Origin of the sequence: Niallia alba (genome assembly GCF_012933555.1) — a bacterium.
Classification (GTDB): Bacteria; Bacillota; Bacilli; order Bacillales; family Cytobacillaceae; genus Niallia; species Niallia alba.
Genome location: NZ_JABBPK010000001.1, coordinates 317338 through 330673, shown reverse-complemented (window position 1 = coordinate 330673; position 13336 = coordinate 317338). Strand labels below are relative to the sequence as shown.

The 13336-nt window shown below is 37.9% G+C and carries 10 protein-coding genes; 4 read left to right on the top strand and 6 right to left on the bottom strand.

What is annotated here, in order from left to right:
• Positions 1-78: 78 nt before the first annotated feature.
• Positions 79-972, bottom strand: coding sequence for a LysR family transcriptional regulator (locus HHU08_RS01800; RefSeq protein ID WP_169187676.1), 894 nt, complete (start codon positions 970-972; stop codon positions 79-81).
• Between the two features lie 742 nt (positions 973-1714).
• On the opposite strand from HHU08_RS01800, the gene HHU08_RS01795 reads away from it, so the two are divergent.
• The gene (locus HHU08_RS01795; protein WP_169187675.1) at positions 1715-3538 is read left to right on the top strand and encodes an assimilatory sulfite reductase (NADPH) flavoprotein subunit; all 1824 of its coding nucleotides are present in this window, start codon (positions 1715-1717) and stop codon (positions 3536-3538) included.
• 31 nt (positions 3539-3569) lie between these two features.
• A complete protein-coding gene (gene cysI / locus HHU08_RS01790; protein WP_169187674.1) occupies positions 3570-5294 on the top strand; it encodes an assimilatory sulfite reductase (NADPH) hemoprotein subunit in 1725 nt (574 codons plus the stop codon).
• A gap of 79 nt (positions 5295-5373) precedes the next feature.
• Here the strand turns inward: cysI and HHU08_RS01785 are convergent, their stop codons facing one another.
• Positions 5374-5670 carry a hypothetical protein gene (locus HHU08_RS01785; RefSeq protein WP_169187673.1) on the bottom strand — a complete coding sequence of 99 codons (297 nt, stop codon included), beginning with the start codon at positions 5668-5670 and terminating at the stop codon, positions 5374-5376.
• 327 nt (positions 5671-5997) lie between these two features.
• Here HHU08_RS01785 and HHU08_RS01780 point away from each other — a divergent pair, with 327 nt between their 5' ends.
• Together HHU08_RS01780 and HHU08_RS01775 are read left to right on the top strand one after the other, a co-directional pair.
• On the top strand, positions 5998-6618 hold the full coding sequence (locus HHU08_RS01780; protein ID WP_101729105.1) for a cupin domain-containing protein: 621 nt from the start codon (positions 5998-6000) through the stop codon (positions 6616-6618).
• Between the two features lie 22 nt (positions 6619-6640).
• Complete coding sequence (locus tag HHU08_RS01775) at positions 6641-7537, top strand: SDR family oxidoreductase (protein ID WP_169187672.1); 897 nt, start codon at positions 6641-6643, stop codon at positions 7535-7537.
• A gap of 54 nt (positions 7538-7591) precedes the next feature.
• Here the strand turns inward: HHU08_RS01775 and HHU08_RS01770 are convergent, their stop codons facing one another.
• From HHU08_RS01770 to HHU08_RS01755, 4 genes are all read right to left on the bottom strand, one after another.
• Positions 7592-9637, bottom strand: a complete 2046-nt coding sequence (locus tag HHU08_RS01770; protein WP_169187671.1) for a beta-galactosidase — start codon at positions 9635-9637, stop codon at positions 7592-7594.
• A gap of 18 nt (positions 9638-9655) precedes the next feature.
• Entirely contained in the window at positions 9656-10516 is an 861-nt protein-coding gene (locus HHU08_RS01765) for a sugar ABC transporter permease (RefSeq protein WP_016201388.1), read from the bottom strand.
• A 1-nt stretch (position 10517) separates the two neighbouring features.
• The gene (locus HHU08_RS01760; protein WP_169187670.1) at positions 10518-11807 is read right to left on the bottom strand and encodes a sugar ABC transporter permease; all 1290 of its coding nucleotides are present in this window, start codon (positions 11805-11807) and stop codon (positions 10518-10520) included.
• A gap of 69 nt (positions 11808-11876) precedes the next feature.
• Positions 11877-13145, bottom strand: a complete 1269-nt coding sequence (locus tag HHU08_RS01755; RefSeq protein ID WP_169187669.1) for a sugar ABC transporter substrate-binding protein — start codon at positions 13143-13145, stop codon at positions 11877-11879.
• Between the last annotated feature and the right edge of the window lie 191 nt (positions 13146-13336).

Below are 13336 nucleotides of genomic sequence, written 5' to 3'. Positions count from 1 at the left end.
TAGAAGGAATTTCTGCTTTTTCCTTTATAGGATGGAACTAATTACTTCCAGTTATACATTTCACCTAGACAATGTTACTTACTCTGTATAAGGAAATGTCGCTTTAAGAGTTTCCATAAATGTAAGAACATTTTGCTTCTCCTTCATAATTGGAGCAAATAGATAGGATAATCTTCTTGTAAAACGAGTATTTACTACTGGGATAATACACAGGTTCCCATTCTTTACATCTCTTTCTATTACACTTTTGGATAAAAGAGATAAGCCATACCCATTAATAATGGTTTCCTTAATTCCTTGATTACTGCTAATTGTCAAAAATGATTTTGCTCTTAGTCCATTGGAACGAATAACATGATTCAAGTATTCCCTTGTCCCCGATCCGACCTCTCTTGTAATCCATGCTTGATCATGGAGTTCTGAAATCGAAACTTGCTCTCGCTTTGCTAGCGGGTGATGGACAGATGCAACAATAAATAACTCATCCTCCATAAAAGGCACAACCTGCAATTCCTTATTGTTTGTCTGTCCTTCAATTAAGCCAATATCTACTTCATACAATCTTACCGCTTCCACAATTTCCTCCGTATTCCCAATCGTTGCTTGTATTTGCAACTCAGGATGCTGCTGTTGCAAATCAAGTAATAAAGAAGGGAGTATATATTCACCAATTGTAAAGCTCGCACCTATTTTAAGCTCCCCTTTTATCGCATGATGGTGCTCTGTAATATGCTGTCTTGTCTGCTCATATAAGCGTATCATCTGAACCGCACAATCATATAGCATTTGACCTGTTGGGGTTACCTTTAGATACTTGGGTGAGCGGTCCAGTAATTTTGTTTGAAATTCTTTTTCGAGATTCTTTATATGCAAACTAACACTTGGCTGTGACATCAGCAACATTTCTGCTGTCTTTGTAAAATTTTTCACTTCAACAAGTGTTACAAATATTTTTAAGGCATCATACTGCATGATTTTTTCCTCCATATGGTTTAACTAGTTTAGATGAGTTGTTACTTCCGCTTTTTTGAATGAGAAGGATAGTAGCCAATTATTAAAATTACTAATAGTTGCAATTATTTATATGTATTTTACTAATTCCTTTATTTGCAGTAAAGTACAATTAGAATACGTGTCATATGAGGATGGTTTAGGCGTTTTTCTTTATGTTTGGCTTGTTTTTGGCGTTTTAACGTCTTGTCGCCTATCCAACTTTCAGTCACTAGTTAGATAAATCTACTATTAGATGGTGATTCTAAAAGACATCTATCCAATCCTTAGCTTTTGGAATAGATGAAAGGCTTTTAGAAAAGGCTTTTTTCTAAAGGATTGTTGTTTTATCAATCGAAAAAAAAGAATTAGTTGGAAAAATGGAGCAGCCGAAATACACGAAGAGGCCACGGGGATTAGCGAGACAGCCTGAGACCCCGCAGGCGAAGCTGAGGAGGCTCAGAGCGAGCCCCACGGAAAGCGAAGTGTATTCCGGCTACGGGTAATCGCAACAAACTTTACGAAAACAACCTTAGAAAAACATTATTCCACTGCTTGTTCCAAATAGTAACAGGCTTCTTTTGTTTTTCTAATCCGATTTGTCTGATAGGATTAATAAATATACAGTGACAATCCTCCCTTTTCATTATAAAATGAATCTCAAGAATTATCTTACTAATCAAACAATGCCAAGAAACGTTATTATCTATGCGAGGTGAAAGTGTTGCAGCTTCAAGTAATAAACAGCCCATTTAATCAAGAACAAACTGAATTATTAAACAGCCTATTACCAACTTTAACAGAATCACAAAAAATTTGGCTAAGTGGCTATTTATCTGCTTCCACGACAACAGTGGCAACAGCAGAATTACCTAACTTAACAACTGAAATAACAGAACAAAAGGCAGCAAAGCCAATTACCAAAGACATTACAATTCTTTTTGGTTCTCAAACAGGCAATGCACAAAATCTTACCAAAAATCATGGTAACCGTTTAAAAGAAAACGGATTTAATGTTACTGTGCAATCAATGAGTGACTTTAAGCCTAATAATCTTAAAAAAATACAAAATCTTCTTATTATTGTTAGTACACATGGCGAAGGTGACCCGCCAGATACAGCAATAGCATTCCACGAATTTCTACATGGAAAACGCGCACCAAAGCTAGAGGGTCTCCAGTACTCCGTATTGGCGCTTGGCGATAGTTCTTATGAGTTCTTTTGTGAAACAGGCAAACAATTTGATAAGCGTTTAGAGGAATTAGGCGGAATCAGACTTTACCCACGTGTAGATTGCGATCTTGATTATGATGAACCGGCAAATGAGTGGTTTGAAGGTGTAGTAAGTGGCTTAAATCTCCAATCGAAGTCAACAGTCACCAATACAGTAAATACAGCACCAACATCTGTCCAAGATTCTGGCTACTCCCGCACCAATCCGTATTATGCTGAAGTACTTGATGTCATTAATTTGAATGGTCGCGGTTCAAATAAAGAAACATTCCATGTTGAACTTTCTCTTGAGGATTCTGGAATTTCCTACGAACCAGGCGATAGCCTTGGAATATTTCCAAACAATGATCCAGAGCTGGTCGACCTTTTAATAAAAGAGCTAGACTTCTCACCAACAGAAAGTGTAACGATCAATAAACAAGGTGAAGTGCTCGCTTTTCGTGAAGCTCTATTAACCTACTACGAAATTACCGTTTTAACAAAGCCACTATTACAAAAGTTTTCCGCAATAACAGCTAATAAGTCTTTAGCTGCATTGCTAGGTAAAGGAAACGAGGAAAAATTAAAAGATTATATGAATGGTCGAGACTTATTAGATCTTATCCGTGAGTTTGGTCCATTAGACACAAATGCTCAAACATTTGTATCCTTGCTTCGTAAGCTGCCTACTCGGCTTTATTCGATTGCCAGTAGCTACAAAGCAAATCCTGATGAAGCACATTTAACAATCGGGGCAGTTCGTTACCACGCAAACGGAAGAGATCGCAATGGCGTTTGTTCGGTTCAAATAGCAGAACGTATCCAGCCAGGTGATAAGCTGCCTATCTATATCCAAAACAATGAAAATTTCAAACTTCCTGAAAATCCAGAAACACCTATTATTATGGTCGGACCTGGAACAGGCGTTGCCCCATTCCGTTCTTTTATGCAAGAAAGAGAGGAAATTGGTGCACAAGGAAAATCGTGGCTATTTTTTGGAGACCAGCATTTCGTAACAGACTTTCTCTATCAAACAGAATGGCAAAATTGGCTTAAGGATGGCGTGTTAACGAAATTGAATATCGCTTTTTCTCGAGATAAAGCAGAAAAGGTTTACGTTCAGCATCGTATGCTTGAACATAGCAAAGAGCTATTTGAATGGCTAGAGGACGGGGCAGTTCTCTATATTTGTGGAGATGAAAAGCATATGGCACATGATGTACATCAAACACTTCTTGCTATTATTCAAAAAGAAGGCCAAATGTCTTTAGAAAAAGCGGAAGAATATGTAGCAGCTATGATTCAAAACAAGCGTTATCAACGTGACGTTTATTAATTAATTTTTACAGGAAAGGAGTTTTCTATAAATGGCTAAACAAGTATTAAAAGCACCAGATGGATCACCAAGTGATGTGGAACGAATTAAAGAAGAAAGTAATTATTTACGTGGCACATTAAAAGAATCCATGGAAGAAGAAATAAGCTCTGGTATTTCAGAAGATGATAACCGTTTAATGAAATTCCATGGCAGTTATTTGCAGGATGACCGTGATATTCGCAATGAAAGAGCTAAACAAAAGCTAGAGCCTGCCTACCAATTTATGCTCCGTGTTCGAACTCCAGGTGGAGTAGCAACACCTGCTCAATGGTTGACAATGGATGATTTAGCTCAAAAATATGGAAATCATACATTAAAATTAACCACACGCCAAGCTTTCCAAATGCATGGCATTTTAAAATGGAATATGAAACAAACTATTCAAGATATTCATCAATCCTTGCTTGATACAATTGCTGCTTGTGGAGACGTAAACCGTAATGTTATGTGTAACCCAAATCCGTATCAATCAGAGTTACATAGTGAGGTTTATGAATGGTCTCAAAAATTAAGTGATCATTTATTACCTCGTACACGCGCTTATCATGAACTTTGGTTAGATCAGGAAAAAGTTGCTTTCTCTCCAACAGTGGAGGAAACTGAAGTAGAGCCAATGTACGGAAAACTTTACTTGCCTAGAAAATTTAAAATTGGTATTGCCGTTCCTCCTTCCAATGATATTGATGTTTTTTCTCAGGATCTTGGGTTTATTGCTATTACAGAAGATCAAAAATTAGTTGGATTCAATGTAGCAATCGGCGGTGGGATGGGAATGACTCATGGAGACAAAGCAACTTACCCTCAGCTTGCAAAAGTGATTGGGTATTGTACTCCAGAGCAAATTCTTGAGATTGCTGAAAAAGTAATTACGATCCAACGTGATTACGGTAATCGTTCTGTTCGTAAAAATGCTCGTTTCAAATATACCGTGGATCGCCTTGGTTTAGAGAATGTAGTAGAAGAACTAGAAAATCGATTAGGTTGGAAGCTACAAGAAGCAAGAGAATTCCGCTTCGATCATAATGGAGATCGCTATGGCTGGGAAAAAGGCATCAAGGGAAAATGGCATTTCACTTTATTTGTGGAAGGCGGTCGTATTAAAGATTATGAGAACTATCCTTTAATGACCGGATTACGTGAAATTGCTAAAGTACACACTGGAGATTTCCGATTAACTGCCAATCAAAACCTGGTTATCGCTAATGTTTCAAGCCGTAATAAAAAGAAAATTGCTAATTTAATAGAACAATACGGCATAATGGATGGAAAGCTTTTCTCTGCTCTACGCCGTAATTCAATCGCTTGTGTATCACTACCAACTTGCGGACTAGCCATGGCCGAAGCAGAGCGATATTTACCAGTATTAATTGATAAGATTGAGAAAATTATTGATGAAAATGGATTGCGCGAAGAAGAGATTACCATTCGTATGACTGGCTGTCCTAACGGCTGTGCCCGCCATGCTTTAGGAGAAATTGGTTTTATCGGGAAAGGTCCCGGAAAATACAATATGTATTTAGGAGCTGCCTTTAATGGAAGTCGCTTAAGCAAACTCTATCGCGAAAATGTTGGCGAGGAAGAAATCCTTTCAGAGCTCCGTGTGCTGCTCCCTCGTTATGCAAAAGAACGCCTAGAACATGAACATTTTGGAGATTTTGTCATACGCGCTGGCGTTGTTAAAGAAGTAACAGATGGTACTAATTTTCACGATTGATTGTTGAATAGTTGACACCACTTTAATCATTTTTGATTGGGTGGTGTTTTTTGGGATTGAGGTTGGTGGTGGGGTATCGTTATGTTTGCTGGTTTGGCTGATATTTTCGATGTTTGGCTGATTTCCTTGCTGCTTTGGCTGATATTTTCGATGTTTGGCTGATTTCCTTGTTGCTTTGGCTGATATTTTCGATGTTTGGCTGATTTCCTTGCTGCTTTGGCTGATATTTTCGGAGTTTGGCTGATTTCCTTGCTGCTTTGGCTGATATTTTCGATGTTTGGCTGATTTCCTTGCTGCTTTGGCTGATATTTTCGATGTTTGGCTGATTTCCTTGTTGCTTTGGCTGATATTTTCGATGTTTGGCTGATTTCCCCACCGCTTTGGCTGATATTTTCGATGTTTGGCTGATTTCCCCACCGCTTTGGCTGATATTTTCATTGTTTGGCTGATTTCCCCACCGCTTTGGCTGATATTTTCATTGTTTGGCTGATTTCCCCACCGCTTTGGCTGATATTTTCATTGTTTGGCTGATTTCCCCACCGCTTTGGCTGATATATCTATATTTTCATGAGATTTTCCACCATTGCATTTCAGTCCACTATAAAACAAACTAATTTTCCACTCATAGGCCAACCTAATTTTGTATATATTTAAGCTTGTAATACATGAAAAATTCTCTACTAAACAACTAGGAGGCTACATTATGTCTGTTAATCCAGCTTCTCCTTCCTTTCAGCTCTTTGGCGATTCAACTCAGTCTGTGAATTATAAAAGGGATTCCTATAATTACATTACACAATTATTTTCTGATCAATTACCAGCTATACATACTGGGTTATTCAATGTGCATCTAAATCAAGGAATCATCGTACAGCCGCACTGGCATACAAATGTAAATGAACTTGTTTTTGTCATTAGCGGGGAAGTAATAACATCTGTCTTCAATCCTTTTACGCAAAGTATTATGACTTATCATGTAAAACCAGGGCAGGCTTCTCAGTTCCCTAAAGGATGGTTTCACTGGATTGTTGCATTGAGAAACAATACTCATTTTCTTACTATTTTTGATCAACCAACACCGGATATTGTTTATGGCTCTGATTTTCTCCGCTTTTTGCCTAAAGAGATTGCTAACAGAGCTTATTGTGTAAATGAAGCGGCTTATGCAAATGCGATTGCACCTATTAATCAATCCACTATTCTTGGACCACCACTAAACTGTAATCAACATGGCGGCACAATGAACCATCCACACCATGTCACGCAGCCTTCACCTACTACCCATCCTTATATTGATCTCTCCCCTCCGCCTACCCCTTATTAAATGTGATTTGGAGGTTAACACCGTGACGAAGAAAAAATATTATGGATCGGAAACAAAATGTGAAGAGATGAAATGGACTTTTCCGCCTCAACACCAAACAAGACAGCCTGGCTTTGAATACCTTATGGAACCCCTTCCCATTTTTGATAATCCCAATTATATTGGAACAGGTAAATTAAAAGGTCGTACCGCTATTATATCCGGGGGAGATAGTGGCATCGGAAGAGCGGTGGCAGTGGCCTTTGCAAAAGAGGAGGCAAATATCGTTATCTCTTATTACGATGAGCATACAGATGCAGAAACAACGAAACAGGCAATCGAGCATTACGGCAGTTCATGCTTGCTTATTCCAGGAGACTTACGAAGAAAAGAACACTGTGAATTCATTGTGCAAAAAACGTTAGAGGCGTTTGGAAAAATCAATATTCTAGTAAATAATGTAGCTGTCCAATTTTTACAAGAGGACTTAATGTCAATAACAGATGAACAATGGGAATTGACCTTTGATGTTAACATTCATTCCTATTTCCATTTAACAAAAGCCACCTTACCTCATTTAAAAAAAGGAGCTAGCATTGTCAACACGACGTCAGTTGTTGCCTATATCGGTGCAAGTAAAATGATCGATTACGCAACTACAAAAGGTGCGATTGTTAGCTATACAAGAGCACTCGCTAATAATCTTGTAAGCGAAGAAATTCGAGTTAATGCGGTGGCTCCAGGTCCATTTTGGACACCGATCCAGCCTGCAACCAAACCTGCCGAAAGTATTGCCATTTTAGGTACGGATGTACCAATGAAGCGCGCTGGCCAGCCATATGAAATCGCCCCGGTATATGTGCTACTTGCCTCCGATGACGGTTCTTATATCACAGGGCAAACAATTCATGTAAACGGTGGTGCGATGGTTGCTACTTAGGAACTAGCAAAAAGGACAACAGTACTTCCCTGTCGTCCCTTCATCATCAGCAAATTACTTTTCTTTTCTCAATACCATTACTTCATAAGGGGAAAGCTCTACATGCTCATCTATTGTTTCCTGTGTAAGCAAATCATAGAAGGATTCCTTTAACATAATGGTTTGCTTTTGTTCGGTAAAATTCATCACAAAGAAGTAATAGTAATCGTCTGATTCTCTTGTTTGAACAGACACACCTTCTTCATGCAAAATGTTAGTTTCTGTATGAAGCTTTACTTCCTGTTGAATTTCTTCATAGAGATCGTCTAAAAAGGACTGTTCTGTTCTAGCCCCTATAAAATAAGTTTTTCCTTTACCATAGCTGTTTTTTACAACTGCAGGATTTCCTTGATAAAAGTCTTCCATATAAGTTGCTAAAACATCTGCTTCCTTATTTTCAAAAATAGTACAGTAATCCTTTATTTCATATTGCTTTCCATTATAAATAAGCGCATTTCGATCTTTTGGATAAAGTGTATCTGTTTCTTTTACTTCCATGCCAAATATACGTTTTAATGGGGCTGGCCACCCTGATAGATGTGCAAGATCCGTATCATCGACAAGACCACTAATATAAGAACTTACTAATGTCCCTCCATTAAAAACATAGCTTTCTAATTTAGAAATAGTCTCGTCAGACATCATATAAAGCATTGGAGCAATAACTAAATCATAGGAAGCAAGCTCTTGATTTAATGTAACTATATCGACACTAATATCCTTTTTCCAAAAACTTTGATAATGCTTTTGCAACGTTTGAGGATATTGCTTTGTTGAATCGGAGAATCCTTGTGCATCGTTTAAAGCCCAGTTATTTTCCCAATCATATACAATTGCTACTCTTGCTTGTTTATGCGTTCCCTTTACTTCAGCAATCTTCTCTAAAGCTCCACCAACTGCTGAAACCTCTTGAAAGACTCGATTCGTTTCACTATTATCATGATCCACTACTGCCCCGTGAAATTTCTCAGAGGATCCTCTTGATTTTCTCCATTGAAAATACAGAACACTGTCTGAACCATGTGCAATAAATTGCATGGAGGATAGCAAATGCATACCAGGTCTCTTCGTTTTATTCACATCATGCCAGTTTACCCCACTTGGTGTACTTTCCATAATGAGAAAAGGCTGTTGTTTTAAAGAGCGATACAAATCATTGATAAAACCAACTTTTGCAGCTAAGTCCTTTGTTTCCTCCCAATCATTGTGCCAAGCAGGATAGCAATCCCAACTAACAATATCCACATGCTTTGCAAACTCACTATAATTCAAACTTTGAAAGGGTATTAAATCATGCGTGTCTGCCATAAAGTTTGTTGTAATAGGGATAGATGGAGAGATTTCCCTTAATGGCACTATTTCATGCTTGTAAAAATCAATTGTTTGGTCAGTGACAAAACGCTTCCAATCTAAATTCAATCCATGTACCATACTCTCTCCAATAGAAGAAGGCGATTCAATTTCCGACCACTCAGTAATCGTATGGCTCCAAAACGGTCCCCACCAAGCATGATTTAGTTTTTCCAATGTTTCATACTTATCTTTTAACCAGCTGCGGAAGTTCGCTTGGCAAAAATCACAATGACAGTCACCACTAAATTCATTAGAAATATGCCACATTAGTAATGCAGGATGATTTCCATAACGTTCTGCTAGTTTTCTATTAATGATGGCAACTTTTTCTCGATAAATGGGAGAAGAAAAGCAATGGTTATGACGTCCCCCCTGCAACATTTTCGTACGCTTCTCAGAAGTTCTTAATACCTCTGGATATTTTTTCGACATCCATGCTGGTCTTGCCCCACTTGGTGTTGCCAAAATTACTCTTCCGCCCATTTTGTGAATAGCATCGATTCTTTCATCGAGCCAACCAAACTGAAATTCACCTTCTGTTGGTTCAAGTGCACTCCACGCAAATACGCCCAATGTGAATGTATTTGTTTTGGCTTGTTTCATCAGTCGTAAATCATCTTTCAATATTTCTGGATAATCGAGCCATTGATCAGGATTATAATCTCCACCATGCAATAAGCGATTATCTGCTACTGTTTTATCTGTCATCTTAATGCCCTCCGATTCTTATCCTTTTGTTCCTCCTGCTGTTAATCCAGATACGAAATGCTTCTGTAAAGCTACAAATACAATCGCAACCGGAATACTTATCAGAATAGCTCCAGCTGCAAAGGTGGTGTAGCTTGCTCCCATTTTATCGCTGACTAATTTATAGAGCCCTATTGGAAGTGTATAGTACTCTGGATTTCTCAAGATTACTGAAGATATCGCAAAATCACCCAATGGAGCAGTAAATCCGTTCATCGCAACTACTGCCAGCATCGGTCGAGATAAAGGCATGAGTATTCTCCAAAAAATCCTTGTGTTGCTAGCACCATCAATCTTCGCACTCTCGTCCAAATCCAATGGGATGGAATCAATATATCCCTTCATCAAATACGTATTCATTGGTATTTGACCGCCGACATAAATGAATATTAACAACCAGTGACTATTGATTAATCCAAGCATTTGCGCTAAAACAAAAATCGCGATTAAAGCGGAAAACTGTGGAATCATCTGTAATAACAAAAATAGCATGAGACCATTTTTTCTTCCCTTAAATCGGAAACGGGAGAAAGCGTAAGCTGTATAGGATACACATAAGATGGAAAATACCATCGTTAGAATACTAATTTTCATGGAATTCATATACCATTTTCCATAATATAGAGTACCTTCCTGTTGGAATAGGTCTTTATAATGACCTATCGTTGGATTATCAGGGACAACACGCGTACTCACCAAGCTATTTCCAGGATTAAAGCTTGCACCAATGGTCCAGACTAACGGATAAATGATAGCAGCACATACAAAAAGTAAAAGAAGGTAAGTCAGCGTCATTCGAATCGTCCGCTGTTTTTTGATACTGACTATTTTTTTCGTCATCTTATTTTACCTCCTTAAACGAATTCGTTCTTCTGAATTGCCATAAAGCAATGCTAATAACAAAAATACTTAGTAGAATCGTTAATGCAGCAGCAAGCGCATATTGACTGTTCTGCATCGTTAATTTATATATCCAAGAAACTAAAATATCTGTACCGCCTGCAGTGGAGCCTGGAACTGCTGGCCCTCCAGCATTAAACAAATATATAATATTGAAGTTATTAAAATTGAACGTGTATTGCGTAATGATAATTGGTGCCATTGCATATAAAATTAATGGCAAGGTGATATTCTTAAATTTTTGAATAGGCGATGCTCCGTCAATAGTAGCTGCTTCATACAAATCATCTGAAATAGATTGAAGTACCCCTGTTGTTACAATAAATATATATGGGAACCCTAGCCAGCCTTGAATAAGCAACAATGCAAGTCGCGTCCAATTCGGACTTGTTAGCCAAGGGATGGCATCTATTCCAAGGAATGCCAAGATAGAATTGTTAATTGCTCCAAAACTATCATTAAACATTCCAGCAAAAACTAAAATCGTAACAAATCCAGGAACTGCCCATGGCAATACTAAAATGGTCCGAAAGAATTTTTTAAAGCGTAATTCCTTCTGGTGAACGACCACTGCTAAGAATATCCCAATTGCTACTTGAAGCGTTGAGGCGATTAATGTCCAAATTAATGTCCATCCTAATACATCAAAAAAAGTAGCACGCCATATATCAACAGTAAATATTTTCTTAAATGTCTCCAGCCCTACCCAATCCACTAAGTTAGCTGGTGCTGAGTGATATAAATCGTAATTAGTAAACGCAAGGGCAAAACAAAATAGAATAGGAAAAATAACGGAGAAAACAAGTAAAATAAAGGCTGGACTTGTAATGATATATGGATAGCCTTCTGCCAAAAGAACTTGATACTGCTCTTTTATAGAAGGAATATCAAAGCCTTCTTCTCTCCTCTTTCCGATCGCATAAGCGTCTTTTATATTAAAGTAGTAAAATGCTAATCCGAAAAAAATTACAATTAAAGCGATGATCCCTTCTGCCAGCAAGAAGATCGAATTATCCCGGGGTACTTGTTCACCAAGTGTAACAATCCCCCAAAGCCCCATATTAAATAAATCCTTAAAAACAATAATAAATGCGATAGAAAAGACAAGGAAGAATGCTCCCTTACCCCACTGCTTATTATAAAACTGTCCTAATCCTGGAATAATGGATAATAACGCAGCCTTTTTCGCAAACTTTGTATCCTTATCAACTGTATTTGCCTGGAAGCTCATACCTAAACTTCACCTCTCTCCTTTTAAAAGGGACGAGTAATTTTTCGTACTGTCCCTTCTTGTCTCAAGTTAGTTTCCACTATTCGCAGCAATAGAACCTTTAATTGTTTCTACTGCCGTAGTTAGAGCTTCTTCTGGTTTTGCTTTTCCAGTAGCAATCGTTTGAAGTGCAGAGTCAACAGGTTGCCAAACTGCATCCATTGCTGTAATGCCTGGTGTTAGTTGAGAATATTGAGATTGATTGGCTACCGCCTTCGCATTTTCACTTTCTGTTACAGCTGGATCCTCTGCCAATGCTTTCACTGCTGGGACCTCTTTCGTAATTTCATAACGTGTTTTCGAATTTTCTTCATTCGCTAAAAACTTTACTAACTCTTCCGCTAACTCAGCGTTTTTGCTATATGTGCTTACGTTATAGCTTTTAACTCCGATAAAGGAGCCCATATGCTCTCCATTCGCTAACATTGGAAGTTCCGTTACCCCGTAATTGATGCCTGCTTTTGCATATGGTTCTAAATTCCATGGTCCAGAAATAACTGCCGCTGCTTTTCCTTCTGTAAATAGAGAGTCTAGAACGTTAATACCTTGCTCACCGATAATGCCTGATGGGAATAATCCGTCTTTATAGAATTTAGAAATATATTCTGCTCCATCGATAGCTCCATCGTTCGCTAAGCCAATATCCTCTGGATTATAAGTGCCAGAACTATCCTGCCCGAATACATAACCGCCATATCCGCTTAAAACACCATTTGCATAATAGATTTGATCCCATAATGCCAATAATCCATAATTACCGTCCTTTGTTACACTTTTAGAGAACTCGTACCATTCTTCGGTGGTTTTAGGCAATTGGTCTTCACTCACTAAGTCCTTGTTATAGTATAAAATGGTTGTTTCTACTGCTTTAGGAAGCCCGTATACTTTACCATCTACAATTTGAGAATCCATCGCTGCCTCTGTATACGATGCCTTAAGGGTATCATCCACTGTGATTTCTTTTAAAATCCCTTCTGTGACAGCTGTTCCAATTTGATCAGCGGGAATCGTAATAACATCAGCACCTGTGCCTGCAGGACCGTCTAATCGTAAATCCTCTAATTGATCTGCATATGCTTTTTCTTCCACTTTAATTTTCACATTATTTTCTTCTTCAAATTTTTTAATTGCATCTGCAATCCCATCGGATTTACTTTGATCTTCCCATACAAGGAGATCATATCCATTATTATTTTTCTTGGAAGATGTATCGTTATTTGTTTCACCAGACGGTCCACAACCTGCTAGTGCCAAAGCTAAAGAACTACTCAAAAGTATTGTTGTCAGCCTTTTTTTCATCTTTTTTTCCACCCTTTGCTTTAATATTTTACTGAAAACGTTTTCTAACAAAAGGATACTACACATCTATTTCTTTGTAAATATATTTAGTAACATTTTTTATTTAATAAGTAACGATTCAACACCAAATAAATTTAACCTTCTTATAAAAACCAATCAATCACTTTACTTACCATAGAACAACCGAAGGA